Origin of the sequence: Micromonospora sp. CPCC 205739 (assembly GCF_036906795.1) — a bacterium.
GTDB lineage: Bacteria > Actinomycetota > Actinomycetes > Mycobacteriales > Micromonosporaceae > Micromonospora.
This window is the reverse complement of record NZ_JBAKHS010000004.1, coordinates 56,661-80,959: the sequence shown is the minus strand read 5'-3', so window position 1 is coordinate 80,959 and position 24,299 is coordinate 56,661. Positions and strand designations below refer to the sequence as shown.

Below are 24,299 nucleotides of genomic sequence, written 5' to 3'. Positions count from 1 at the left end.
ACACGCGGCCTGAGCTGCCCGATCCCTCCCCCGGCGCGGTGTCCAATGAACGCCGTGACTGGCAGACGAGCGGCACCCGGGCGCGACGAGAAGTCCCCCGGCACCAGGACGGACCCGCCGGGCGGCGCGGCCGCGCCGGCGCGGGGCGGCGCGGTCGCGCCCCAGCCGCGGGTGGTCCCGGGACCGGACGAGGCGCCCGTCGAGGTCGAGCCGACCACCGGCGCGCCGGTCGACGCGATCCCCCGCCGGGTCCCGGTCCGTCAGCCGGCGCGCGGCCCGCGCGCCGACGGTGCCAGCGGCGGGGGTACGGCCGACGCCGACGCCGCCTTCTGGCCGCCGATCGAGGAGGTGCACTGGGACGGCACGCCGCTGCGCGAGGAGCCGAAGCGCGGCGAGCGCCCGCCCGCCGTGCCCGCCCGGCCGCCCGCGACACGCACCCCCCGCCCGCCGGACCCGGTGCAGGGGCTGGCGGTGCTGGTGACGCTGAGCCTGGTCGCGGCCTTCTTCGCCTGGGTGAGCGCGGGGCCGTTCTGGCTCGCGGCCGGGCACGCCACCGAGGGCACGGTGGTGATCACGGGCTGCGCCGGGGACGGGCTGACCCAGCGCTGCCGGGGCGTCTTCTTCGCCGATCGGGGCCGGTTCCTCGCCCACGGCGTCCGGGTCACCGGGGTGCCGGGCGAGCGCCGCGCCACCGGTACGGCGCTGCCGGCGCGGATGACCGGGCCGGGTGACGACACCGCGTACGCCGACACCGGGATCGGCCGGCACCTGCGCTGGCTGCTCGGGCTGCTGGTGATCACCGGCTGCGGAGCCGGCATCGCCCGGGGGACCGGGGCGTTGCGGCTGGCCGACGCGCGGCACCGGCGCTGGGCGACGGCCGGCGCGTACGGCGGGCCGGCGCTGATCACGCTGGGTTTCCTGTTCGCCGCCTGGTGAGGCGGACGCCTCAGGCGTGCACGACGGTGTAGACGTCGCGCCGGCGCAGCCCGTACCCGGCGGCCACCTCGCTGATGGCGTCGCGCCGGGACAGTCCGGCGGCCTCCCGCTCGGCCACCGCCGCGCGCAGCGTGTCGTCGTCGGGGCGTTCGGCCGGCCGTTCCGGGGCTCCGGCGACCACCAGGGTGATCTCCCCGCGCGGCTCACCCTCGGCCGCCCAGTCCGCCAGCTCGCCGAGCGGCCGGCGGACGATCTCCTCGTACGTCTTGGTCAGTTCGCGGCAGAGCGCGGCCGGGCGGTCGGCGCCGAAGGTGGCGGCGAGGTCGGCCAGCGCGCCGGTGATCCGGTGCGGGGCCTCGAAGAACACCAGGGTCCGTTCCTCGGCCGCCAGGGCGCGCAGCCGGGAGCGCCGGCCGCCGGGCGAGCGGGGCAGGAAGCCCTCGAAGCAGAACCGGTCGCTGGGCAGGCCGGACAGGGCCAGGGCGGTGGTCACCGCGCTGGGGCCGGGCGCGCAGGTGACCGGCACGCCGGCGTCCAGCGCGGCCCGGACCAGCCGGTAGCCGGGGTCGGAGACGCTGGGCATGCCGCCGTCGGTGACCAGCGCGACCAGGTATCCGGCGGTCAGCACGTCGACCAGTTCGGGCGTACGCCGCTCCTCGTTGCCCTCGAAGTAGGAGACGATCCGGCCGCCGACGGTGACGTCGAGGTCGCGGGCCAGCCGGGTGAGGCGGCGGGTGTCCTCGGCGGCCACCACGTCGGCGGTGGCGAGCACCTCGCGGAAGCGCGCGGAGGCGTCGGCCGGGTTGCCCAGCGGCGCGCCGAGCAGGACCAGGCGCCCGAGCTCGGACATTTCACCCACGGGATGCGCTCCTTCATCGACGAGCGTGCCGGCGTCGGCGGCGATGGGCGCCACCGGGCACCTTCAGAGCCTACGATCGCCGGGTGACGAGTGCGTCGACAGCACAGAGCGCGAACGAGACCGGACCCGACCAGGGGACCCCGACCAGCGACGGTGGCGGGGTTCCGGCCGTCGTGCGTCGTCGGCTCGCCACCGTCGAGGCCCGGTTGGACGTGCACTCCTGGATCGCCACCGCCGTGGTGGTGGCGATCGCCGCGATCCTGCGCCTGCTCGGCCTGAGCAGCCCCAAGGGCAAGATCTTCGACGAGATCTACTACGCCCGCGACGGCTACGGCCTGATCGACAAGGGCGTCGAGTGGAACTACAAGGACAACGGTCCGTCGTACGTGGTGCACCCACCGCTGGGCAAGTGGCTCATCGGGCTCGGTGAGTGGGCCTTCGGCTACTCCGACCAGGAGCACAACATCTCGGTGCCGGGGCACCTGCTGACCACCGCCCCGGAGTTCGGCTGGCGGTTCTCGGCGGCGGTGGCCGGCATCCTCTCGGTGTTGATGCTGACCCGGATCGCTCGGCGGATGTTCCGCTCCACCACGCTGGGCTGCGCCGCCGGCCTGCTGCTCGCGCTGGACGGCTTCCACCTGGTGCTGTCCCGCACCGCGCTGCTCGACATCTTCCTGCTGCTCTTCGTACTGGCCGCGTTCGGCGCCCTGGTGCTGGACCGGGACGCCCGGCGGCGACGCTGGGCCCGGGCGCTGGAGGACGGGCTGGACCCGGCCGCGCCGGGACGGGCCGGGCGCCCGGCCGGCGGCTGGCGGACCTGGCCCTGGTGGCGGCTGGCCGCCGGGGTGCTGCTCGGCTGCGCGGTCGCGGTGAAGTGGAGCGCGCTCTACTTCGTGCCGGCGTTCGCGCTGCTGGTGCTGCTGTGGGAGGTCGGCGTCCGCCGCTCCGCCGGGGTACGCCGCCCGTGGCGGGACACGCTCCTCGACGAGCTGCCCTGGCTGGTGCTCGCCGGGGTGCTGCTGGTCGTGACGTACGTGGCCACCTGGTCGGGCTGGCTGCTCGGTGACGACGGCTACTACCGGCTGGCCGCCCGCTACCCCAACATCCCCGGGCTGAGCGACACCCCGATCCTCGGTGCGCTGAACAACCTGTACCACTACCACCGGGCGGCGTTCGACTTCCACACCGGCCTGGAGACCCCGCACAAGTACCAGTCGTGGCCGTGGCAGTGGCTGCTGCTCGGCCGGCCGGTGGCCTTCTACTGGTCGGGTGACGGCAGCTGCGGGGCGCCGAGCTGCGCCTCGGAGATCCTGCTGCTGGGTACGCCGCTGCTCTGGTGGTCGTTCCTGCCGGCGCTGGTCGCGACCGCCTGGTTGGGCCTGGCCCGGCGGGACTGGCGGGCCGGGGCGATTCTGCTGACCCTGGCCGCCGGCCTGCTGCCGTGGTTCTGGTTCGCCCTCGACGGCCGGACGATGTTCTCCTTCTACGCCGCCCCGGCGCTGCCGTTCCTGGTGCTGGCGGTCGTCTACGTGCTGGGCGCGATCGTCACCCCCGCCACCGCTGAGGGCGTCGCGGCGAGCGACGCCGACCTGGCGCGCGACGACGACCGTCGGCTGATCGGCGGGGTGATCGTCGGCGCGTACGTGCTGCTGGTGGCGCTCTGTTTCGCGTACTTCTACCCGATCTTCGTGGGCAACCTGCTGCCGTACGACGACTGGTCGGCGCGAATGTGGCTGGACGGCCGCTGGATCTAACCCACCCCACCCCACCCCACCCCACCCCACCCCACCCCACCGCCCTCCCGCGCTCTCCAAGCGTGTCGATCTAGGGCGAAACGCTGTCAGTCGATCACCACGGGCAGCGATAAGCCCTAGATCGACGCGGAAGGGGGGCGCGGCGCGCGGAAGGGGGGCGCCCGCGGGGCGCCGACGGGGGGCGCGGGAGCGGCGCACAAATAGCGCGCGCCCCGATCGCCTGCCACGGGGGAAGCGGGCGATTGGGGCGCGCAAGACAGAGCTTAACCACCCTTCGCCACCGGCACAACGGGTCGACTTGGGTCAGATTTCCGACGGATGCCGGGCCGGGCAAAAGGTTCACCTCCGACAGTTGACGGATGGTCACCACCCGGTCCACGGTCCGCCGCCGACCGCGAGCGGGTCCGTACCAATTCCTGCCCGATCACGAGGATCGGCACGGGGACGGACGGCGGAGGTGTCGGCACCGGGACGGCTTCCGGGAGACTGACGGGGGACCACCCGATCCCATCCGGGCGTCCCCGACACCACCCGCCGATCCGCGCGCCGCGGAGGCCGGCGACAGCCCTCGGCGACGACCCTCCGCCCCAAATGATCATCCAGAGTGGATCGCACTACACTCCGCCCGGTGATCAACAAGAGACGATCCACGGCCGTCCTGATCGGACTGCTGGCGGCCACCGTGCTGACCGGTCCCGCGCCGGCCGTGGCGGACGAGGAGACACCCGCCGAGCCGCCGAAGGTCGAGCTGGTGCTCGACGTCAGCGGCTCGATGCGGGCCCGGGACATCGACGGCCGCAGCCGCATCTCGGTGGCCCAGCAGGCGTTCAACGAGGTGGTCGACGCGCTGCCCGAGGAGACCCAGCTCGGCATCCGGGTGCTCGGCGCGACCTACCGGGGCAAGGACAAGAAGCAGGGCTGCCTGGACACCCAGCAGATCGTGCCGGTCGGGCCGGTCGACCGGGTGCAGGCGAAGGCGGCCGTGGCCACGCTGCGGCCGACCGGCTTCACCCCGGTCGGGCTGGCGCTGCGCTCGGCCGCTCAGGACCTCGGCACCGGCACCACCACCCGGCGGATCGTGCTGATCACCGACGGCGAGGACACCTGTGCCCCGCCGGACCCCTGCGAGGTGGCCCGCGAGCTGGCCGCCCAGGGCACGAAGCTGGTGGTCGACACCCTCGGCCTGGCCCCCGACGAGAAGGTACGCCGGCAGCTGCTCTGCATCGCCGGCGCGACCGGCGGCACGTACACCGCGGCACAGAGCGCCGAGGAGCTGAGCGGCCGGATCAAGCAACTGGTGGACCGGGCGAAGGAGACCTACACCGCCACGCCCACCGTGGTCGGCGGTACGCCGGAGTGCGCGAACGCGCCGCTGCTCGCCCCCGGCGTGTACAGCGACCGGGAGGCGTTCTCCGAGCACCGCTGGTACCGGGTGCCGGTCCGGCCGGGGCAGGAGCTGCGCGCCTCGGTGAGCCTGGCGCTGGACCGCCCGATCAACCCCGACCACGGGGTGCTGCTGCGGGCCACCACCGCCGACGGCCGGGAACTGGTGCGCGGAGTCGACGCCGGCAGTGGGCGTACCGACGTGGTCTCGGCCGGCCTGCGCTGGTCGGCGACGGAGGACGGGGCCACGCCGACGCCCAGCGCCGATGCGGCGTCGGTCCCCGCCACGACGGTGTGCCTGGTGGTGAGCAACTCCTTCGCACCCCGGCCGGGCACCCGGGTGACCCCGGGGATGCCGGTCGAGCTGACCGTCGACGTGGTCGCCTCCTCCCCCGCCCCGGCCGCGCCGGACCTCGGTCGGGGCTGGCTGCTGCTCGCCCTGCTCACCCTGGCCGGCCTGCTCACCGGCCTGGTCGCCGGGCTGCTCACCCGCTGGTGGGTCGCCACCTGGAGGGAGAACTGAGATGCGTACCCCGATGATCCTGGCGGGTGCGGCGCTCGCCGGCGGGCTGGCCCTCCCGGCCGTCCCCGCCGCGGCGGCCGCCCCCACTCCCTCGCCCGGCGCCACCCCGGTCGGCCGGGCCGGCACGTCCTTCCTCACCGCCACCGGCATCGCCGCCGGCCAGCCGGTACGGATGAGCGCCTCGACCGGCGACCACCTCTACTGGTCGTTCCCGGCCTCGGCCGGGCAGCGGCACGAGATCACCGCGACGGTCTCCTTCCCGAAGGCCCGCACCGGCGCCTCCACCTGGACCGTGGAGGTCTTCGACGGGCTGCGCCGCCGGCAGTCCTGCACGGCCGGGGCGCAGACCCCCACCGTCGACGCCTCCGCCGGCAGCGTGTCGCTGGGGTGCACCCTGCGCGAGGTGCGCTCCTGGGCCGAGCCGTGGTCGGCCGACCCGCTGCCCGGCACGTACTACGTCCGGTTGTCGGTGACCGAGCTGCCCGAGCCCGACCTGGGCCTCCCGGTCGACGTCGACCTGCTGGTCGGCGCGGATGGCGAGGGCTCCCGCGACGACGGCGAGTTGAAGGCGCCGCTGGTGCCGAACACGAAGGCCGGCGCGGTGCTGACCGGGGAACCGGCGGCGGCCCCGGCCGAGGAGGCGGACGGCGGGATCGGTGACTGGCTGCCCGCCCTCGGCTCCCGCTGGATCTGGAGCACCCTCGGCGGGGCCCTCGCCGCCGTGGCCGGCGTGGTCGGCTTCGCGCTGACCCGCCGCCCGCGCCGGCCCTGACCGCCGCCGGTGGCCGCCCCGGTCGTCCCGGGGCGGCCACCGCCGGGCTCAGGAGGTGACGGGTCCCCGGGGAACCCAGCCGATGAACCGGTTCTGGAGAGCCGCCACCGGTGAGGCACGCAGGTCGGCGGTGGCGGCGGCGAGGCACGACCCCAGGTAGACGCTGAGCGAAGCCCGGTCCACCTGGTACTCGCTGAGCAGCCGCGCGCGTTTGGTCGGACACGGCCACTCCTCACCACAGGAGTCGCAGGTCCACGCCGGTGTCACCGGAACGTGCTCGTCGGGGTGGGAACCCGAGGGTGCCGGGGCACCGGTCATCGCCACTTCCTCTCCGGATGGTCGTACCTGACACCGGCGCCACGCGTCGGAGACGCGCGGACGCCGGATGATCCCCCGCGACGACCTAACAGCGTCTCGGGACGCTCCGGCGTTACACGGTTGCGGTACGTTCACCGTCGATGGCCGTCACGAACCTTTCCACCGAGCGGGTGCTGGCCTGGCGGGCCCGCCGACACCTGCTGCACCGCCCGGCCGGGCACGACGCGGTCGCCGTGGCCGGCCGCCTGGTCGGGGTGCAGGCCCAGGTGGCCTCCGCCGCCGAGCAGGCCGTCGCCGCGCGCCAGCCGACCCCCCGACCGGGTACGACCACCGCCGCCCTCGCCGCCGGCGCCCTGGTGAAGACCTGGGCGATGCGCGGCACCCTGCACCTGCTGCCGACGGCGGACGCCCCGGCCTGCCTGGCCCTGCTGGCCGCCGGCCGGTTCTGGGAGAAGGGTTCATGGCAGCGCAGCTTCGTCACGACCGCCCAGCTCGACGCGATCGCCGAGGCGACGGCGGCCGCCCTGGACGGGCGGGTGCTCGGCCGGGAACAGCTCACCGCGGAGATCGTCGAGCGGACCGGTGACGCCGGCCTCGCCGCGCACCTCGGCTCCGGTTGGGGCGCGGTGCTCAAGCCGCTGGCCTGGCAGGGGCTGCTGGTGCAGGGGCCGGCCGACGGCAACCGGGTCACCTTCACCCGCCCCGACACCCACCTGCCCGACTGGCCCGGGCTGCCGGAGCCGGACGCGGCGGCGGCCCGGGTGGTGCCGGCGTACCTCGGGGCGTACGGGCCGGCCGACCCGGAGACCTTCGACCAGTGGTTGAGCCGTGGCGGCTCGAAGCGGGCCATGCTGCGCGGCTGGTTCCAGGAGCTGGTGGCGGCGGGTGAACTGGTCGCGGTGACCGTCGACGGGCGGCCCGGGTACGCCCGGGCCGGCGACGTCGAGGAGATCGCCACCGCCGAGCACGACGACGACGTACGCCTGCTGCCCGCCTTCGACCAGTGGGTGCTCGGGCCGGGCACGAGGGACGCCACCGTGGTGCCGCCGGCTCGGCGGGCCGACGTGAGCCGGGCCGCCGGCTGGATCGCCCCGGTCGTGGTGCACCGGGGCCGGGTGGTCGGCACCTGGGAGGCGCGCGACGGCGAGCCGGAGGTGACACTCTGGCCCGAGTCGCCACCCGTGCCGGCCGAGAAGCTCGACGCCGAACGGGCCAGACTGTCGTCGTACCTGAAGGGGGTGGGTGATGCGTGACCTGCTGCCGCCGACCGTCTCGGTCGTGGTGGCCGGGCCGACGGACTGGGCGGGCGAGCTGCTCCCGGCCGAGCGGACCGGTCTCGGCGCGCGGGCGGTGGAGAGCCGGCGCCGCGACTACACCGCCGGCCGGGTCTGCGCCCGGCGGGCGATGGCCGAGCTGGGGCTGCCGGAGCTGCCGGTCCCGGCGGCGGCCGACCGCGCGCCCACCTGGCCGGCCGGGCTGGTCGGCACCATCACCCACACCCGTGGCTACTGCGCCGCCGCGGTCGCCCGGGCGACCGACGTGCGGTCCGTCGGCATGGACGCCGAGCGGCACCGCGAGCTCAACGAGGGGGTACGCCGGCTGATCTGCCGCCCCGAGGAGGAGGAGCGCTGCGCCCGGCTGCCGGCCGGCACCTCGTGGCCGCTGGTGCTGTTCAGTGCGAAGGAGACCGTCTACAAGGTCTGGCACCCCGTCGTCGGGTCCTGGTTGGACTTCCAGGACGCGACGGTGGAGCTGGACCCGGACGCCGGGACGTTCACCGCGCGGATCGACCCCGTCCGGGTGGCGGCGGCGACCGTGGCCGACCCACCCTCCGTCATCACCGGGCGCTTCGTCATCGAGGGGGATCTGGTCCGCACCGCGGCCGTGCTGACCCATTGACCGTTCGGCCCTGTGTCCGGCACCGAACGGCGGGTCAGACCCGAGATAATTCCGCGTTGCTCGCACCGACTAGCGTCGAAGAGTTCCCGATGCAGACGAAGTGCCGAGGAGTACGGTGAGCCAGCCCCAGCCCCCTTACGGGCCGCAGGACCCCAACCAGCCGCCCGTGGACCCGTTCCCCACGGCGCCGGTGCCGCAGTACCCTGCCGACCCGACCGCGCCGCTGCCGCCAGTCTCCGGCGCGCCGCAGCACCCGACCGCCCCCCAGCCGCCGTACGCGCCGATGGACCCGACCGCCGTGCAACCACCGACCTCGGGCGCGCCGTACCCGCCGGTGTCGGGCGCCCCGCAGCCGCCCGTCTCCGGCGGGGCCTACCCGCAGTACGACCCGAACGCGTCGATGCCGCCGGTCTCCGGCGCGCCGTACCCGCCAGTCTCCGGCGGCGGCTACCCGCCGGTGTCCGGTCCGGGCTACCCGCCCCCGCCGGGCCAGCCGCTCGGCCCGCCGGTGCAGTCCGGCTCGAAGAAGAAGCCGTGGGTCATCGTCGGCATCGTCGTCGCCGTGCTGGCGCTGCTCTGCTGCGCCGGAGGCATCGTCGCCCTGGTGGCGGGCGGCAAGAAGGCCGCCGACAAGGCGGAGGAGATCCAGCGGTCGCTGCCCACCCCGCGCACCACCGCCGCGCCGGCCTTCCCCGGCAAGCCCTCCGCGTCCGCCTCGGCCGCCGACGGCGAGACGTTCAACATGGAGCCCGGCGACACCCTGGTGATCGAGGACGACGAGGGCACCATCGAGATCACCATCCGGAAGTTCTCCACCTCCACCAAGGGCTGCCGCTCCTACGCCCCCGCCCCCGACAAGGGCCTCTACCTGATCGCCGACGTCACCGCGACGGTCACCAAGGGCAAGGCGTCGATCAACCCGTTCTACTTCCAGTGGGTCGCCGAGGACGGCACCACCGTCAACGGCCTGGCCGGCGCGCTCTCCGGCTGCGGCGGCGACATGCTCGACTCCGGCAGCGGCATCCGCGCGGGCAGCAAGCGCTCCGGTGCCGTGGTCTTCGACGTCAAGGACAAGAGCGGCGTCGTGGAGTACCAGCACAAGTTCGAGGCCGCCGGCTCCTGGAAGCCGTGACCTCTGCCTTCCCTGGCGGGCCGGCTCCCTTCGGGGGCCGGCCCGCTGCTTCTGCCTTGCGGCAGTGGGGCGTCAGGAAGGGGCGAGCCAGTCCGCCAGGCGCTCACCCGGCTTGAGGTCGGCGCGGTGGTACCGGTAGACGGTCCCGGCCACCACCTCGACCCGGTCGGCCGCGATCAGGCACGGCAGGGGGCCCGGGCCGTCGATGTCGAAGGCCACCAGCACCGCGGGCCGGTCGCCCACGTACCGGCGGACGTGGGCGCGCTCGGCCCCGGTCGGCGCACGGAACCAGGGGTGGTGGAACAGCGACGGGCAGGCCACGTAGCTGACGTCACGGAAGACGAGTTCCAGCCCGTGGTGGTAGGTCAGGTCAGTGTCGGCCGCCAACCGGAGGCACCCGGACGACCACGACATGATCTCCCAGTCCCACCAGCCACCGTCGGGCAGTTCCAGACGCTCCACCCGCCGAAGGTTAGGGCCACCGCGTGGATGCCGCTGCCTCGCACCGAGACGGCGGCGGTCCTTGTCGTACAGCTCGCCTACGTTCACCCTCAGTGGAGGCCCGGCCTTGTGCGGCAACTGTCGCTCCGCCTGCACGTTTCCTATTCGGAGGGGCGGACGGGTCAGATCCGATGGAGAGGACACGCGAGATGAGAAAGCTGGTCGTACAGACCTTCCTGACCCTCGACGGGGTGATGCAGGCCCCGGGCGGCCCCGGAGAGGACGACGACAACGGCTTCGCGCACGGTGGCTGGTCGTTCCACTACTGGGACGAGAAGATGGGCGAGGTCATGGACGCCTCGATGGGCCGGCCCTTCGACCTCGTCCTCGGCCGCAGGACCTACGACATCTTCGCCGCGCACTGGCCGAAGGCGCCGGAGGAGGCCGGTGGCAAGCCGCTGAACGACGCCACCAAGTACGTCGCCTCGCGCAGCCGCCCCACCCTGGAGTGGCGCAACTCGGTGCTGATCGAGGGCGACGTGGCCAACGGCGTCGCGGCCATCAAGCAGGGCGACGGGCCGGAGCTCCAGGTGCACGGCAGCGGCAACCTGATTCAGACGCTGATGCGGCACAACCTGGTCGACGAGTACCGCCTGTGGTTCTTCCCCGTCGTCATCGGGGCGGGGAAGCGCCTGTTCGCCGACGGCACCCTCCCGTCCGGGCTGAAGCTGATCGACAGCACGGTCTCCACGACCGGAGTCATGATCGGCACGTACGTGCCGACCGGCGAGATCCCCCTCGGGTCGTTCGCCCTCGAAGAGTGAGGGGACGCCGCATCGGCGGGCGGTTCGGGGTTTTCACCCCCGGACCGGCGGGGACGCGGGTCGGGACGGGCGGTCGGCATCGCGAACCGCCCATTCCGACTCGGGAGGCGACATGAGCGTCGAGAAGGCCAAGGACCAGGTCGAGAAGCTCTCCGGGCCGGCACGGGCGAGCATGGGCAACATGAACCAGGACGAACGGACCGAGGCGGAGCGGGTGCGGCAGCGCGACACGCTTCGGGGACACCCGGCCGGCGAGCACGTGCAGGAGGACGCCCGGGACGTGCCGGACGACTTCACGCGCTGAGCGGGTCTCAGCGTGCGAGCACCTTGGCCATCACGTGCTCCCGGCGCACGCCGTCGGGCATGAGGTCGGCCAGCTCGCCTGTGTCACGGAAGCCGTTGCGCTGGTAGAGCGTCCAGGCGTTCGCGTTGCCCTCCGCCACGGCCAGCCGCAGCGTCCGCGCGCCCGCCTGCCGGGCCCACTGCTCGACCGCCCGCACGAGGTGGTCGCCGACGCCCCGGCCACGTCCCGCCGGCGCCACGTACATCGAGATCAGCTCGACCACGCCGTCCTCACCGGTCGGCACCCCGCTGGCCATCCCGACGGGCTGTCCGTCGAGCGTCACCACGACGTTGTACGAGCCGGGGATGGCCAGCCGGGCGCGCCAGCGGTCCTGACGGTCGCCGTCGCCCTGCCAGTCGCTCAGTTGGGAACCGAAGGCATATGCCGCCTCGGTCAGCGCGGCGAGCCGCAGTTCCCGCCAGATCTTCCAATCGGCCTCGGTGAGCACCCGCGTCTCGATCATGTCGCGAAGGGTGCCGCAGGTGTGGAGGTCAGGCAACCTCGATTCGAAGCTCGGCCGCCCGCGCCACTGGCGGCGCCGGCGTCAGCCCGGGATGGAGGAGGACCTGACGATGCCTGCCAGCTGGGATCGGGAAGTGATGCCCAGCTTGGGGAACGCCTTGTAGAGGTGGTAGCCGACGGTCCGCGGGCTGAGGAAGAGCTGGGCGCCGATGTCGCGGTTGGAGGCGCCACCGGCCGCCAGCCGTACGACCTCCCGCTCCTGGGGAGTGAGCACACTGAGCGGGTCGCCGGCCCTACGCGGCGCGGCCGGCACGTCCCCGGTCGCGCGCAGCTCGGCACGAGCCCGCCCGGCCCACAGCTCCGCACCGAGCCGATCGAAGATCTCCAGTGCGGCGCGTAGCTGCGCGCGGGCGTCCGCCCGCCTCCGGGCCCGTCGCAGCCACTCGCCGTAGGCCAGCCGCGTCCTCGCCTGTTCGTATGGTTGATCGTCGCTCTCGTGGATGCGAACGGCAGCCACGAAGTCCGCTTCATCCTGGTCGACGAGGGCCCGGCAGCGTAGGGCGACCGCGTCCGATGCCGGTTGACCGACGTGCCGCGCCCAGGTCAGGTAGCGCTCCAGCGGCTCCCTGGCCCGTTCCGGCCGGCCACTGCGGACGGCGGCCTCGATCTGGTCGGCGGCGCAGCGGGCTCCGATTCCCGTCGGCGGGATGGCCTCCAACTGCTGCAGGGCGGCGTCCGGGTTTCCCAGGCTGAGTTCGAGCCGGCCGAGGGCCCAGCGCCCGATGGCCGCGGCGGGAACCAGCCCCTGGTCGTCTGCGCGCCGGACACCTTCCTCGGCCTTCTCGCGACACCCCGACACATCTGCCTGGTGGGCGAGCACCCAGGCGATGCAGCAGGTGAGGTGGGTGACCCGGTGCTCGTGACCCAGATCCGTCGCCAGCCGCAGCCCCGCGTCGAGCGTCGCCATCGCCTCGCCGTACGAGCAGAGCAGTCCTTGTGCAAACCCATGGTCCTGCAGCGCGAACGCCAGCCAGCCGATCATCCCGCTCTGCTGGCACTCCGCCACGACCCGTCCGGCGATCTCTTCGCAGAGGGCGGCCCGGCCGACGTCGAGGCAGACACCGGCGGTGAAGGTCAGCCCGGGCACGCCCAGCCCGGCGAGCGCCGGTACGTCGAGCACCTCGTTGATGAGCTTCAGTCCGCCGGGGATGTCGCCGGCCAGCAGCCGGGCCAGCCCGATCGCCTGGCTGGCCAGGGACGAACCGGGAAGCGCCTGAAGCTGCGCGGCTGCCTGCTCCGCCAGCCGTGGGTCCCCGGCGAACCAGGCGCAGCGGACGGCCTCCACCAGCAGCCAGTGGGCCTGCTCGGTGTGAGCCACCACGCGAGGGACGGTGTCCATGATGATCCGGCCCGCCGCCAGCGGGGTGCCCAACTCGAACTCGCGATGGGCGCGTACCTGGGTCAGCGCCAAGATCATCGCGGGGTCGTCCACATCGGGGGTGGCGCTGTCGGCGAGCGCGGCGGCCCGGCGCATCAGCCCGGCGTCGCTCGCGGCCAGTGCCGCGGCGGCCAGCCGCGCGGATCGGCGTACCGGATCGGCGGTGAGCTCGGCGGCTCGTTCGTAGGCGGCCGCCATCGCGGCGTGGCCGCCACGGGTACCGGCTCGGCCCGCCGCCTCCTCCAACTGTCGTGCGACGCCCTCGTCGGGACCGAGCGCGGCGGCGGCCAGGTGCCAGATCCGCCGGTCAGGGGCATCCGGCGAGGTCGAGCCGGCCAGCGCGTCGGCGAGGGCTCGATGCACGGCGAGGCGTCGGGTGACGGAGGCACTGTGATAGGTGGCAGCCCTGATCAGGGGATGACGGAAACCGACGGTCGACCCTCTGATCCCGATCAACCGGCTCCGCTCGGCCGCTTCGAGACCGTGCAGGGATGCGCCGGCAGCGACCAGCGTCGCAAGCTCACCGGAGCCGTCCGCCGCCGCGATCAGCAGCGCCGTGCGAGCGTGCTCGGGAAGCTCCGCCACCTGCGTGTGGAATGCCTCCTGGACGCGATCGGCCACCGGCATCGCACCCACCGGCGGCAATCGCCCCGCCCGCTGTTCGGGGCTGAGCGCGGCGGGCAACTCGATGAGCGCCAGCGGGTTGCCGTCCGACTCCTGGATCAGGCGCTCCCGTACCTGGGGCGGAAGGTCGGCGGGGAGCAGGGCGGCGGCCGCGGTGCTGTCCAGGCCGCCCAGCCGGAGCTCGGGAAGCCCCGGAGCAGGAAAGTCCGGGCGAGCGGCGAAGATCATGGAGACACCGTCGGCCTCGAGTCGGCGCGCGGCGAAGACAAGGGCGTCGGTGGACGCCTGGTCGAACCACTGCGCGTCGTCGATCAGGCAGAGCGTCGCGCCGTCCCCGGTCAGCTCGGACAGCAGGCTCAGCGTGGCCAGTCCGACCAGGAACCGGCTCTCCGGCGGGGCGTCGCACAACCCCAGTGCACCGCCGAGCGCGGTGGCCTGCGGGTCGGGCAACGCGTGGAGCCGGTCGAGCCCGGTGCGCAGGAGCAGGTGGAGTGCGGCGAACGGCAACGTCGCCTCGGACTCGATACCGACGCCGCGCAACACCCGCATGCCGGCTGCTCGCCCGGCGGCGTACTCGAGGAGCGCAGACTTGCCGATCCCCGCCGGACCGCGGAGCACCAGCGTGCCGCTGCGACCGTTCCTGGCCCCTTGCAGCAGCCGGTCGATCTCCGCCTGTTCCCTGGCCCGCCCGTGCAGCACGCCTGGCAACCTACCGTCACGACGACTGATTCGGGATGGCGCCGACCTCCGTAGCTTCGTGGTCAGCCGCACACCAGCACCACGAAGGGAACTCGAAATGGTCACCGTCGCCAGCACCGCCCGGACCACCGATGACACCAAGCTGCTCCGCTTCGCCCTCAAGCAGGACGCGATCGGCTCGGGGGCCAACGGAGTCGTCTACCTCGCCGCTGCGGCGATCTTCGGGGAGATGTTCGGCCTTCCCGCCGGCTTCCTCTACCCCATCGGCGCGTTCCTGGTCGCCTTCGCGGCCGCTCTGCTCCTCCTCGCGTCGAGGCCGAGGGTGAGCAGGCCCGCCGTGGGTGTCGTGATCGGCGTCAACATCGCATGGGTGGCCGCGAGCGTGGAACTGCTCATCGCCGGCTGGTTCCCGCTGACCGGCCTCGGCACCGCACTTGTCATCGCACAGGCGGTAGTGGTTGCCGGCTTCACCGTTCTGCAGCTCGCCGGCCTCCGCAAGACGGTCTGATCCGCTGTGCACCGGCGGCAGCGGAATGCGGACCCGACCTTGCCCTCCTCAACACCGCAGTCGCCCTCGACGAACTCCTCGACGGCCAGAGAAAGTGAGCCTGGCGTATCCCGTGGTCAGCGACGGGGCACGTGGACGCAGTTCTTTGGCTGGTAATCGCCGGCGACTCGGAAGTCTCCGCAGGTGAGGAAGCGATCGTTGTACCGGCCGACGAAATAGCCGGTGATTGTCACAGCGATGACGACAGCCACAACGGCGATCTTGGCTCGGCGGTCGGGCAGGGTGAAGTAGTTCGGTGCGAGCAACCGCGCAACGACCCAGGCGATGATGGGCAACACCGCTACGGTGGCGGCGAAAAGGATGCGGTCCACGAGACGTGGAAGGGCACCTGACTCGCTGGCCGGAAAGATCAGCCGCACCAGGGTGAGCAGGAGCGGAGGCGCGAACAGGGCCAGCAGCCAAGGGTGGATCTGCATCCGAGAGCGCATGATCAGCCCTCCCAGCAGCACGACCAGCGACACGACGAAGAGTTGCTGCCGAAATTGGTAGAGAAGCGTGTGGTACGCGCCGAAGGCGAAAGCGACATGCCATGCGTACAGGGATGCGCCGATGGTGATGGCGAAGAAGCCGCCGAGCCTTCCCCGGCTCGGGCCTGTCTGGTCGAAACCCTTCAACAGGTCGTCTTCTGCCAGCCGACGTCGCTTCGACTCTGCCACGCCGTTTGCTTCCCAAACGGAAGCCACCAAAACGGGACGCGTCCAGTCTGCTCATTTCTCTACAAGATCGAAAAAGGCCGCCTCCGACTAGCGGAGACGGCCTTTTCCCTTGGGTGGAGCTGAGGGGATTTGAACCCCTGACCCCCTCGATGCGAACGAGGTGCGCTACCGGTCTGCGCCACAGCCCCTCCACCGGCGAACCGGCTTCGGCCCCACCCGGCTTTCACCGGGCGGGCCGGCGCCAAGGCTAACAGGTCGACCACCCCGGCCGCGAATCCACCCCCGGCGCGGCGACGCCGGCCCACGGAGATCGACTCGGGATGCGGCATGTCGGGGCGTTCGAGCCACCGGACACCCCGACACGCCGCAAACGGGCACGAGCGCACCACCGCGCGCCAGAGCGGTCAGGCCGGGTGGGAGGAGCCACGGCCCGACTGGTACGGCCGGCCCCGCAGGCCCCCCGCCCGCCGGTAGGAGACCGAGCCGCCCCCGCTGGCCGCCGCCGGTAGGTCGCCCGAGCGGTCCAGGCCCATGGCGGTACGGCGTACCGCCTCGCGCTGGGCCGCCAGGCGGCGCTGCGCCTCCCGACGGGCCGCCGCCCGGCGGGCCTGCTCCCGCCGCACCTCGGCCTGCCGGGCGGCCAGCCACGCCGCCTCCCGGGCCTGGCGGCGCCGCCGCCGGCGCTCGGCCACGGCCCGCTTCCGCAGGTGTACGACGTACGCCACGAGCAGCGTGCCGGTGACCGAGACGCTGATCCAGAAGCCGGGGCTGACCACGATCACGCCGACCAGCTCGACGAAGTTGAGCAGCAGCAGCGCGGCGAGCACGCGACGGCGCCGGTAGACGGCCGGGGTGTGGCGCCGGCGGGGCGGGGGTCGACGACGTCCCTTGCGCGGGGCCGGCGGCACGGCACGCAGCCGGCCGGATCGGCGGCCCGCCGCCGGGGGCGCGGAAACGGGAGCGGTCAGACCGCCCGTGTTCGCATCTTCACTGAGGGTGACAAAGAGGGCGCGGGACGGGTTGACCGGCCGCCGTCCCGGGACAGTGCGGCGTCGCCGACGGCGCTGGAGCACCCGCGCCGTCGACTGCGCCCGCTCCGCCACCAGCCGCTCGGTGGCGTCGTACCGGCGGACCAGCGCCGGCGCGAGGGCGAGCAGGCCGGCGGCGGCGAGGACGGCGAGGAGCACCGAGGTCGGCACCCTCACCCCTCCCGTCACCGAATTCGAGGCAACCGTCGGACCACCGCAGGATCTTCCCCGGATGGTCGTCCACGGCGCAGATCGTACGGGCGGGCAGCGCTTGCCACAGCTTGCAGTTACTTGAGGTTACGGGCCGTCGACCCTGATGCCGTCGCGCCGCGCCGATCCCGTCCGTGGGACGGCTCACCCCTTGCGGGCGCGGATGCGGTGCCAGCGGGCCAGTAGACCGCCTTCGGCGGCCACCTCCTCGCTGGTCATCGCGTATCCGATGTGGTCACGCCACGCCCCATCGATGTGCATGTAGCGTACGTGGTACGCCTCTTCGCGGAAGCCCAGCTTCTCCACCACCCGCCGGGACGGCCGGTTCTCCGGCCGGATGTTCACCTCCACGCGGTGCAGCCCGCCCGGGCCGAACGCGTGGTCCACCGCCAGCGCCATCGCGGTCGGGATCACCCCGCGACCGGCCACTCTGGAGTCGATCCAGTAGCCGACGTACCCGGAGCAGAACGCCCGCCGCACGATGCTGCCCACGTTGAGGTGCCCGACCAGCCGGTCCCGGCCGTCCTCACGAAGGCAGACCGCGAACGGCATCCCCTCGCCGATGCGCGCCGAGCGCCGCTGGTCCTTGTGGACGAAGCGGAACGCGGCGGGCGAATTGGTCTCGTCCCAACTGCCCGGCAGGTGTGACTCCCACGGTGCCAGCCAGGCCTGGTTGGCGCGGCGCACCGCCGACCAGGCGGCCGCGTCCGAGCGCCGGTACGGCCGCAGCACCACCGGCCCGTCGGTCAACACCACCGGCCAGCCCGGCGCCCGCCCGAGACCGAACAGGCTCACCGGCGGCGGTCCAGCAGGAGGACGTCCACGGTGGAGCCGGCGGCGGCGGTGGTCACCCGCTCGCCGAGCACCATCAGGCCGTTCGCCTCGGCCAACCCGGAGAGCGTGAACGGCCCACCCGGCAGCGGCTGGACGGTGTACCCGCCGCCGCGCCGCTCGGCGACGTGCGCGGGGCGGAACTCGCGCAGCCCGCCCGGGGAGGTGATGGTCTCCAGCAGGTGCGCGCGGACACTGGGCCGGAACACCGGCTCCGCCCCGGCCAGCAGGTTGATGGCCGGGCGGGCCAGCACCTCGAAGCCGATCAGCGCCGAGCCGGGCTCACCGGGAAGACACACCACCGGCACCTCCTCGGCGCCGACCGTACCGAATCCGAGCGCGGTACCGGGATAGAGCGCCACCTCGGTGAAGGTGACCGGCCCGGCCCGGCCGCCCTCCCGCCGGGACAGGATGCGCCGGACCATGTCACCGGGGCCGGTGCCGGTGCCGCCGGTGGTGATGATCAGGTCGGCCCGCAGGGTCTGGTCCTCCAGCAGGCCGCGCAGCCCCTCCGGGTCGTCGTCGCAGATACCCACCCGGTACGCCAGGGCGCCCACCTCGGCCGCCGCGGCGGTCAGCGCGTGCGAGTTGGCGTCCACCACCTGGCCGGGCTGGCTGCCCCGGCCGACGTCGACGAGCTCGTCGCCGGTGGCCACGATGACCACCCGGGGACTGGGGCGGACCACCACGTGCCCGATCCCGGTGGCGGCGAGGACGGCCACCAGCGCGGGCGAGACGTACGTGCCGGCGCGGGCGAGCAGGGTGCCGGCGGGCAGTTCCTCACCGGCGCGGCGGACGCCGTACCCGCGCTTGGGGGTCCGGAAGATCTCCACCGCGGCCATGCCCTGGTCGGTCCACTCCACCGGGACGACCACGTCCGCCGCCACCGGCAGCGGGGCCCCGGCGGCGACCGAGAAGCACGAACCCGGGGTGAGCCGGACCGGGCGCCAGCTCGCTGCGCCGAGGTCGCCGACCACGTTGAGCCGCACGGTGCGGCCGCCCGACCCCCCGGAGGGGGCCGGGCCGTACCCGACGAGGTCCTCCCAGCGGGCCGCGTACCCGTCCACCGCCGCCTGGTCGAAGGCGGGGAAGGAGTGCGGCGCGACGACGTCCTCGGCGAGGACGTTGCCGTGCGCCTGGGTGAGGTCGAGGTCGAGCGGAGGCAGCGCGCGCAACCTGCGCAGCACACTGCCCAGGTAGTCGGCGAGCGGCGTCAACTCGTTCGCGGCCGCCTCGGCGTCGGCCGTCGCTGTCATGTACTAGGACCGCCCGACGCGTCGGAGTTGACGAACTCGGCCAGCCACTTGCGGAACTCACCGCCGATGTCGTCGCGCTCGGCGGCGATCTGCACCACCGTCTGCAGGTAACCCAGCGGCATGCCGGTGTCGTAGCGGGTGCCCCGGTAGACGATCGCGTGCACCGGTACGCCCTCGTTGCGCAGCAGCTCCATCGCGTCGGTCAGCTGGATCTCGCCGCCGCTGCCCGGCTCGGTGCGGCGGATCGCGTCGAAGATCCGGCCCGGCAGCACGTACCGGCCGAGGACGGCGAGGTTGCTCGGCGCCTCCTCCGGCGTCGGCTTCTCCACCATGCCGGTCACCTTGACGACCTCGCCGATGTCGGTCAGCTCCGACTCGGCCGGCTCGACCGAGGCGATGCCGTACCGCTTGGTCTCGGCCGGGTCCACCTCGAAGAAGGCCAGCACCACGCCGCCGGTGCGCGCCTGAAGCTCCAGCATGGCCGGCAGCAGCGGCTGGTCGAGCTTGACGAACTCGTCACCGAGCAGCACCGCGAAGGGCTGATCGCCGACGTGCGACTCGGCGTACCCGACGGCGTGTCCGAGGCCGAGCTGCTCGGGCTGGCGGCGGGTGTGGATCTCGGCCAGCTCAGTCGTGCGCTGCACAGCGGCCAGCAGCTCCGGCTTCTTCGCGAGCCGTTCCTCCAGGTCGGGCCGGCGGTCGAAGTGGTCCACCATGGCCGTCTTGCCGCGCCCGGTGATCAGCAGCACGTCGGTGAGCCCGGCCTGGGTGGCCTCCTCGACGATGTACTGCAGGACCGGACGGTCGACCACCGGCAGCAGCTCCTTGGGCACCGCCTTCGTCGCCGGCAGAAAGCGGGTGGCCAGGCCGGCGGCCGGGATGACAGCCTTGACCGCACGGGGACGGCCGGTTGCGGCGGCCGTTGAGGGGTTCGCTGAGTGCTCCGACATGTCGCGAGACTATCGGCCACGGCTCTGCCGCGGCGGGTGAGGACCGGAAGACGCGCCGCCCGTAGCCGGCTGGGTCACACCCGGGGCGGGCCCCGGCACACCGGCGGCGGGCCGGCCGGAGCCCTCCGCCGCCCTGGTGGCCACGGGCCCGGCCCGGGGCAGCCCGTCGTCCGGGCTGATCGCGCCAGCCGGCACCGGGATCTCCTCGGTCACCGCGTCGACGCGCTGCCCGGTGACCCGGTAGCCGTCCCGGCCGGCCGCCTTGGCCGCGTACAGCGCCTCGTCGGCGGCGTCGAGCACCTGCTGCCCGGTGCTGGCGTGGTCGGGGTAGACGGCGATGCCGATGGAGACGGTCACCGTGATCGCCACGTGCTCGTCCACCACGATCGGGGTGTCCCGGACGGCCGCGCCCAACCGTTCGGCGACGATCGCCGCGCCCCGGGCGTCGGTCTCCGGCAGCAGCACCACGAACTCCTCGCCGCCCTGCCGGAACGCCAGGTCGACCTCGCGGATCTCGCCGCGTATCCGGCGGGCGAACTCGGCCAGCACGACGTCGCCGGCGCTGTGGCCGTACGTGTCGTTGACCCGCTTGAACCGGTCCACGTCCAGGGCGAGGATGCTCAGCATCCGCCCGAAGCGGCTGGCCCGCTCCACCTCGCGGCGCAGCGACTCGCGCAGGTAGCGGTAGTTCCACAGCCCGGTCAACGGGTCGGTCAGCGAGAGCCGTTGCGCCTCCTCGTGCACCCGGACGTTCTCCACGGCGACCGCCGCGTGCCCGGCGAAGGTGCGCAGGGTGGCCAGGTCGTCGTCGTCGAACTCCTCGCCGCCGAGCCGGTCGTAGAGGGCCAGCACCCCGACCGCCGGGTCCCGGCCCGCCGGGTCGCTGCCGGCCGGTGCGGCGAAGGGCACCGCGACGTACGTCTCGCAGCGCGGCTCCCCCGCCGGCGCCTCGGCCGGCTCGACCCGCCCACGCTGGGGCTCCCCGGTGGCGGCGACCGCGCCGATCACCCCGGCGCCGACCGGCACCCGCAGCGGCTCGGCGGCGGGCACCCGGCCCTCCAGCCCCTCGGCGCACTGCCCCACCAGCACCCCGTCCGGGTCGAGCAGCAGCACCGTGCCGGCCCGCGCCCCGGTCGCCCCGAGGGCGCTGTGCAGGATCACCCGCAGGATGCGGGGCAGGTCGTGGGTGCTGGCCAGGGTGTCGCCGAGCACCGCGAGGTGCCCCCGCAGCTGGTCCCGGCTGCTGGTCAGCGCCGCCACGTAGCTGGCGGTCTCCCGGGTCATCCGGTTGAACGCCCCGGCCAGCCGGCCGATCTCGTCGCGGCTGCGGACCGGCACCCGGGCGGTCAGGTCGCCGCGGGCCACCCGATCCACCGCGCCGGCCAGCTCCACCAGCGGCCGGGTGGTCACCCGGGCCAGCCGCCAGGCGGCCAGCACGGCCAGCACGGCGGCGAGGAGCACCGCGCCGACCAGCACCGCGGGCAGTCCGGCGGGCTGCTCGCCGGGAACGGAGAGGACCAGCGGCAGCGGCTGCCCCGCGCTCGGGCCGAGCCGGCGCACGTACCGGCCGTCGGGGGTCTCGGTGACCCGGTCGCCGTCCACCGTGCTCGCGGCGGCGAGCACCGCCTCGCGTACCCCGTTGGACTCGGTGGTGTGCGCGACCCGGCCGGGGGCGGCGGGGCCGTCGAGCAGCGTGACCGCGACGCCGGTGGCGGCGGCCAGCCGGGCGACGAACGCCGGGTCGACCACCTGGGCGGCAGCGACGGTGCCGAGCGCGACGCCGGCCGGGTCACGCAGGTCGACCCGGGCACTGAGCGCCCGCACCGGCCCGCCGGCCGTCCGGTCGCCGGAGCAGTCCTGCCAGGGCGTCGGGGGCGCGCCGGGGGTGGCGTACGTGGTCACGCCGGTTACGTCGGTGACCAGCACCGCGCCCGCCAGGCCCCGGCTGACCATCTGGGCTGCGGCGCCCGCGCGGGCGGCGGGGTCGGTACGCAGGGCCACCGCGTCGGCAGCGGCCCGGAGTTGCTGGCAGAGGGCGTCCACCGAGGTGCGCACGGTCGACGCGGCGAGGCCGAGCCGTTCGGTGGAGCGGCTGCGGTCGACGGCCGCGAGGGTGGTGCCGACGAAGACCGCTCCGAGCAGCACCGGGCCGAGCACCACCGCGAGGAAGGCCGCCGTCAACCGCCCGCGTAGCGTCAAGCTTCCCCCCGGAAGTTCCGCGCCCGTTCCTGCGATGCTTACACAGTGCGACCGGATGACGCGGTTTGCGCAAGGGAGTGTTGCGTGCCCGAATTTTCTGATGGAGCGCACGAGGCCAAACGCGAGACGCGCGCCGCGCTGCTCGCCCACCGCCGGGCGCTGACCGCACCGCAGCGGGCCGACGCCGCGGCGCGCGTCCGGGCCGAGCTGGTCGATCTGGTACGCCGGCTGCGCCCGCGCCGGATGACCGGGTACGTGCCGGTGGGCTCGGAGCCGGGCGGCCCGGAGCTGCCGGAGGCCCTTCGCGCGGCGCTGCCCCCCGGGGCCGAGCTGCTGCTGCCGGTGCTCCGTGACGACCTGGACCTCGACTGGGCGGCGTACGACGGGCCCGGTTCGCTGGTGGCGGCCGGGCGCGGCATGCGGGAGCCGGACGGTCCCCGGCTGGGCCGCTCGGCGATCGGCGCGGCGGACCTGGTGGTGGTGCCCGCGCTGGCGGTGGACCACCGGGGCCTGCGCCTGGGTCGCGGCGGCGGCTCGTACGACCGGGCGCTGGCCCGGGTGCCGGGAACAGTGCTGACGTTGGCGCTGTTGCACGACGGTGAGCTGGTCGAGGCCCTGCCCGCCCAGCCCCACGACCGTCCGGTACGCGCCGTCGTCACCCCGTCGGGCGGTCTGCGTACGCTGACCGACGCACCCGGTGTCGATCCCCCCACGTCCGCTGGACGAACCCGGGTGTGATGACGCACCATTGGCACTCGAAACCGTCGAGTGCCAACCGGCCGTGCCAGATCCGGAGGAGAACGTGCCCACGTACCAGTACGCCTGCACCGCGTGCGGCCACCAGCTCGAGGCGGTGCAGTCCTTCTCTGACGAGCCGCTGACCGAGTGCCCCACGTGTGAGGGGCGGCTGCGGAAGGTCTTCAACTCCGTCGGCGTCGTGTTCAAGGGCTCCGGCTTCTACCGCACCGACTCCCGTTCCTCCGGCACGGAGGGCAAGACCGGCGCCACCACCCCCAAGCCGGCGAAGTCGGACAGCGGCTCCTCCTCGGGCAACTCGACGTCGTCGTCGACCACCTCGTCGAACGGCGGCAGCTCGTCCGGCTCGTCGAACGGCGGGTCGGCCAAGGCCCCGGCCAGCAGCACCGCCGCCTCCAGCTGATCTCGCACGCCACCGCCCCCGCCGCCCCACCGGGCCGCGGGGGCTTTCGGCGTCCCGCCGTTGCCTGGTGTGCCGCCCTTTCGAGCTGATGACGTGAACGCACCTTTTGATCTTCCCTAGCAGGTCGGGCGTCATCTCGGGGCGTTGTCCACAGGGCCGCTGGTTGTCCACAGGCCGGTGCACAGGGCACTCCGCTGCGCGATCCTTCCGCCTAGCGTGCTGTCCGAACGTCGCGACGGCGGCCGGACAGCGAGGTGGGGGTGGGCGGCATGGCGGGTGGTGACCCGGACGCGTCCCTGCGTCCCGTGCGCTGGCTGCGCCGGCCCGGCGGCGGCACGCTGCTGCGCCTCGGCCTGGTCGCCGCCCTGCTGGGCCTCGCGGTGATCATCCTGGACTCGTCCGGCGGCTGTCCCACTCCGGCACCGAACTCCTCCGCCGGCGGCGCGCCGCCGGGCGGGGCCGGACCGGCGGATGACGCGTCGGGCGGCGGCCCATCAGACGGCGGCTCTTCAGACGGCGGCTCGTCGAACGGGAGCCAGTCGAACGACGGGCCATCGAGCGGCGGGCCATCGAACGGCGGACCGTCGGACGGCGGCCCATCGAATGGCGGACCGTCGGGCGAGGGCTCGTCGGGTGGCGGGGTGCCGGGTGCGGGGCGGTCGGGTGGGGGTGGTCGGCCGGGAGCGCTGCCGCTGCCGAGCGGGTCGGTGGGTGTGCCGGTGCGGCTGGCCGAGCCCGCCGCGCTCGCCGTGCTCCAGCCGGGCGCGCGGGTCGACCTGCTGGTCGTACCGGCCGGCCGGACGCCGGTGGAGGCCGGGCTGCTGGCTTCCGGAGCGCTGGTGCTCGACGTGGTGGGCGGAGACGTCGTCGACGGATCATCGGCGCTCTACCTGGCACTCCGCCCCGACCAGGCGCAACGCGCCGTCGCCCAGCCCGAGGGAAGCCGCTTCGCCGTCGTGGTCCGAGGCTGACCCAGCCCACACGCCGCACCTCTGCAGCAGGACGAGCAATCCCAGGCCGGCTGCCTCGATCAGG

The 24,299-nt window shown here is 73.9% G+C and carries 24 protein-coding genes and 1 tRNA gene; 13 read left to right on the top strand and 12 right to left on the bottom strand.

Going from position 1 to position 24,299, the window contains the following annotated elements; genetic code table 11:
* Window positions 1–45: 45 nt before the first annotated feature.
* Complete coding sequence (locus V6U88_RS08615) at window positions 46–936, top strand: hypothetical protein (RefSeq protein ID WP_334451400.1); 891 nt, start codon at window positions 46–48, stop codon at window positions 934–936.
* 10 nt (window positions 937–946) lie between these two features.
* On the opposite strand, the gene rsmI is transcribed toward V6U88_RS08615, so the two are convergent.
* On the bottom strand, window positions 947–1,786 hold the full coding sequence (gene rsmI, locus V6U88_RS08610) for a 16S rRNA (cytidine(1402)-2'-O)-methyltransferase (RefSeq protein ID WP_442934595.1): 840 nt from the start codon (window positions 1,784–1,786) through the stop codon (window positions 947–949).
* A 92-nt stretch (window positions 1,787–1,878) separates the two neighbouring features.
* On the opposite strand from rsmI, the gene V6U88_RS08605 reads away from it, so the two are divergent.
* The 3 genes from V6U88_RS08605 (at window position 1,879) to V6U88_RS08595 (ending at window position 6,227) form a co-directional block, all read left to right on the top strand.
* Window positions 1,879–3,549 carry a dolichyl-phosphate-mannose--protein mannosyltransferase gene (locus V6U88_RS08605; RefSeq protein WP_334451398.1) on the top strand — a complete coding sequence of 557 codons (1,671 nt, stop codon included), beginning with the start codon at window positions 1,879–1,881 and terminating at the stop codon, window positions 3,547–3,549.
* Window positions 3,550–4,177: 628 nt separating this feature from the next.
* Window positions 4,178–5,455, top strand: a complete 1,278-nt coding sequence (locus V6U88_RS08600; protein ID WP_334451397.1) for a VWA domain-containing protein — start codon at window positions 4,178–4,180, stop codon at window positions 5,453–5,455.
* Between the two features lies 1 nt (window position 5,456).
* The gene (locus V6U88_RS08595; protein WP_334451395.1) at window positions 5,457–6,227 is read left to right on the top strand and encodes a peptidase; all 771 of its coding nucleotides are present in this window, start codon (window positions 5,457–5,459) and stop codon (window positions 6,225–6,227) included.
* 48 nt (window positions 6,228–6,275) lie between these two features.
* Here the strand turns inward: V6U88_RS08595 and V6U88_RS08590 are convergent, their stop codons facing one another.
* Complete coding sequence (locus V6U88_RS08590; protein ID WP_334451393.1) at window positions 6,276–6,545, bottom strand: hypothetical protein; 270 nt, start codon at window positions 6,543–6,545, stop codon at window positions 6,276–6,278.
* A gap of 140 nt (window positions 6,546–6,685) precedes the next feature.
* On the opposite strand from V6U88_RS08590, the gene V6U88_RS08585 reads away from it, so the two are divergent.
* The 3 genes from V6U88_RS08585 (at window position 6,686) to V6U88_RS08575 (ending at window position 9,576) form a co-directional block, all read left to right on the top strand.
* Complete coding sequence (locus V6U88_RS08585) at window positions 6,686–7,798, top strand: DNA glycosylase AlkZ-like family protein (protein ID WP_334451391.1); 1,113 nt, start codon at window positions 6,686–6,688, stop codon at window positions 7,796–7,798.
* Complete coding sequence (locus tag V6U88_RS08580) at window positions 7,791–8,444, top strand: 4'-phosphopantetheinyl transferase family protein (RefSeq protein ID WP_334451390.1); 654 nt, start codon at window positions 7,791–7,793, stop codon at window positions 8,442–8,444. The genes V6U88_RS08585 and V6U88_RS08580 overlap by 8 nt, the downstream gene beginning before the upstream one ends.
* Window positions 8,445–8,559: 115 nt before the next feature.
* Window positions 8,560–9,576, top strand: coding sequence for a hypothetical protein (locus V6U88_RS08575; RefSeq protein WP_334451388.1), 1,017 nt, complete (start codon window positions 8,560–8,562; stop codon window positions 9,574–9,576).
* Between the two features lie 72 nt (window positions 9,577–9,648).
* Here V6U88_RS08575 and V6U88_RS08570 read toward each other — a convergent pair whose 3' ends face one another.
* Window positions 9,649–10,038: a hypothetical protein gene (locus V6U88_RS08570; RefSeq protein WP_334451387.1), complete on the bottom strand. Its 390-nt coding sequence runs from the start codon at window positions 10,036–10,038 to the stop codon at window positions 9,649–9,651.
* Window positions 10,039–10,226: 188 nt separating this feature from the next.
* On the opposite strand from V6U88_RS08570, the gene V6U88_RS08565 reads away from it, so the two are divergent.
* Together V6U88_RS08565 and V6U88_RS08560 are read left to right on the top strand one after the other, a co-directional pair.
* Complete coding sequence (locus V6U88_RS08565; protein ID WP_334451386.1) at window positions 10,227–10,841, top strand: dihydrofolate reductase family protein; 615 nt, start codon at window positions 10,227–10,229, stop codon at window positions 10,839–10,841.
* 112 nt (window positions 10,842–10,953) lie between these two features.
* Complete coding sequence (locus tag V6U88_RS08560) at window positions 10,954–11,145, top strand: general stress protein CsbD (protein WP_334451385.1); 192 nt, start codon at window positions 10,954–10,956, stop codon at window positions 11,143–11,145.
* A 7-nt stretch (window positions 11,146–11,152) separates the two neighbouring features.
* Here V6U88_RS08560 and V6U88_RS08555 read toward each other — a convergent pair whose 3' ends face one another.
* The gene (locus V6U88_RS08555; RefSeq protein ID WP_334451384.1) at window positions 11,153–11,647 is read right to left on the bottom strand and encodes a GNAT family N-acetyltransferase; all 495 of its coding nucleotides are present in this window, start codon (window positions 11,645–11,647) and stop codon (window positions 11,153–11,155) included.
* An 81-nt stretch (window positions 11,648–11,728) separates the two neighbouring features.
* Window positions 11,729–14,407: a helix-turn-helix transcriptional regulator gene (locus V6U88_RS08550; RefSeq protein WP_334451382.1), complete on the bottom strand. Its 2,679-nt coding sequence runs from the start codon at window positions 14,405–14,407 to the stop codon at window positions 11,729–11,731.
* A 97-nt stretch (window positions 14,408–14,504) separates the two neighbouring features.
* On the opposite strand from V6U88_RS08550, the gene V6U88_RS08545 reads away from it, so the two are divergent.
* Complete coding sequence (locus V6U88_RS08545) at window positions 14,505–14,915, top strand: hypothetical protein (protein ID WP_334451381.1); 411 nt, start codon at window positions 14,505–14,507, stop codon at window positions 14,913–14,915.
* Between the two features lie 116 nt (window positions 14,916–15,031).
* Here the strand turns inward: V6U88_RS08545 and V6U88_RS08540 are convergent, their stop codons facing one another.
* From V6U88_RS08540 to V6U88_RS08510, 7 genes are all read right to left on the bottom strand, one after another.
* The gene (locus V6U88_RS08540; RefSeq protein WP_334451380.1) at window positions 15,032–15,631 is read right to left on the bottom strand and encodes a hypothetical protein; all 600 of its coding nucleotides are present in this window, start codon (window positions 15,629–15,631) and stop codon (window positions 15,032–15,034) included.
* 114 nt (window positions 15,632–15,745) lie between these two features.
* Window positions 15,746–15,819 (bottom strand) — tRNA-Ala (locus tag V6U88_RS08535).
* Between the two features lie 216 nt (window positions 15,820–16,035).
* Window positions 16,036–16,836 (bottom strand): divisome protein SepX/GlpR, encoded by an 801-nt coding sequence (gene sepX / locus V6U88_RS08530; protein ID WP_334451890.1) that lies wholly within the window; start codon window positions 16,834–16,836, stop codon window positions 16,036–16,038.
* A gap of 177 nt (window positions 16,837–17,013) precedes the next feature.
* Window positions 17,014–17,664, bottom strand: coding sequence for a GNAT family N-acetyltransferase (locus V6U88_RS08525; protein WP_334451378.1), 651 nt, complete (start codon window positions 17,662–17,664; stop codon window positions 17,014–17,016).
* Window positions 17,661–18,956, bottom strand: a complete 1,296-nt coding sequence (locus tag V6U88_RS08520) for a molybdopterin molybdotransferase MoeA (RefSeq protein ID WP_334451377.1) — start codon at window positions 18,954–18,956, stop codon at window positions 17,661–17,663. The genes V6U88_RS08525 and V6U88_RS08520 overlap by 4 nt, the downstream gene beginning before the upstream one ends.
* Window positions 18,953–19,906: a UTP--glucose-1-phosphate uridylyltransferase gene (locus V6U88_RS08515; RefSeq protein WP_334451375.1), complete on the bottom strand. Its 954-nt coding sequence runs from the start codon at window positions 19,904–19,906 to the stop codon at window positions 18,953–18,955. Before V6U88_RS08515 ends, V6U88_RS08520 begins: the two co-directional genes overlap by 4 nt.
* A gap of 9 nt (window positions 19,907–19,915) precedes the next feature.
* Entirely contained in the window at window positions 19,916–22,105 is a 2,190-nt protein-coding gene (locus tag V6U88_RS08510) for a GGDEF domain-containing protein (RefSeq protein WP_334451373.1), read from the bottom strand.
* Between the two features lie 84 nt (window positions 22,106–22,189).
* Between V6U88_RS08510 and V6U88_RS08505 the strand changes: the two genes are divergently transcribed.
* From V6U88_RS08505 to V6U88_RS08495, 3 genes are all read left to right on the top strand, one after another.
* Complete coding sequence (locus tag V6U88_RS08505) at window positions 22,190–22,843, top strand: 5-formyltetrahydrofolate cyclo-ligase (protein WP_334451371.1); 654 nt, start codon at window positions 22,190–22,192, stop codon at window positions 22,841–22,843.
* 64 nt (window positions 22,844–22,907) lie between these two features.
* Window positions 22,908–23,264: an FmdB family zinc ribbon protein gene (locus V6U88_RS08500; RefSeq protein ID WP_334451370.1), complete on the top strand. Its 357-nt coding sequence runs from the start codon at window positions 22,908–22,910 to the stop codon at window positions 23,262–23,264.
* Window positions 23,265–23,533: 269 nt separating this feature from the next.
* On the top strand, window positions 23,534–24,235 hold the full coding sequence (locus V6U88_RS08495; protein WP_334451368.1) for a hypothetical protein: 702 nt from the start codon (window positions 23,534–23,536) through the stop codon (window positions 24,233–24,235).
* Window positions 24,236–24,299: the final 64 nt, after the last annotated feature.

Coding starts and splice junctions, on each gene's coding strand:
- V6U88_RS08560 (WP_334451385.1), top strand. CDS start 10,954: ATGAGCGTCGAGAAGGCCAAGGACCAGGTCGAGAAGCTCTCCGGGCCG.
- V6U88_RS08555 (WP_334451384.1), bottom strand. CDS start 11,647: ATGATCGAGACGCGGGTGCTCACCGAGGCCGATTGGAAGATCTGGCGG.
- rsmI (WP_442934595.1), bottom strand. CDS start 1,786: ATGTCCGAGCTCGGGCGCCTGGTCCTGCTCGGCGCGCCGCTGGGCAAC.
- V6U88_RS08595 (WP_334451395.1), top strand. CDS start 5,457: ATGCGTACCCCGATGATCCTGGCGGGTGCGGCGCTCGCCGGCGGGCTG.
- V6U88_RS08565 (WP_334451386.1), top strand. CDS start 10,227: ATGAGAAAGCTGGTCGTACAGACCTTCCTGACCCTCGACGGGGTGATG.
- V6U88_RS08590 (WP_334451393.1), bottom strand. CDS start 6,545: ATGACCGGTGCCCCGGCACCCTCGGGTTCCCACCCCGACGAGCACGTT.
- V6U88_RS08615 (WP_334451400.1), top strand. CDS start 46: ATGAACGCCGTGACTGGCAGACGAGCGGCACCCGGGCGCGACGAGAAG.
- V6U88_RS08515 (WP_334451375.1), bottom strand. CDS start 19,906: ATGTCGGAGCACTCAGCGAACCCCTCAACGGCCGCCGCAACCGGCCGT.
- V6U88_RS08545 (WP_334451381.1), top strand. CDS start 14,505: ATGGTCACCGTCGCCAGCACCGCCCGGACCACCGATGACACCAAGCTG.
- V6U88_RS08580 (WP_334451390.1), top strand. CDS start 7,791: ATGCGTGACCTGCTGCCGCCGACCGTCTCGGTCGTGGTGGCCGGGCCG.
- V6U88_RS08585 (WP_334451391.1), top strand. CDS start 6,686: ATGGCCGTCACGAACCTTTCCACCGAGCGGGTGCTGGCCTGGCGGGCC.
- V6U88_RS08495 (WP_334451368.1), top strand. CDS start 23,534: ATGGCGGGTGGTGACCCGGACGCGTCCCTGCGTCCCGTGCGCTGGCTG.
- V6U88_RS08520 (WP_334451377.1), bottom strand. CDS start 18,956: ATGACAGCGACGGCCGACGCCGAGGCGGCCGCGAACGAGTTGACGCCG.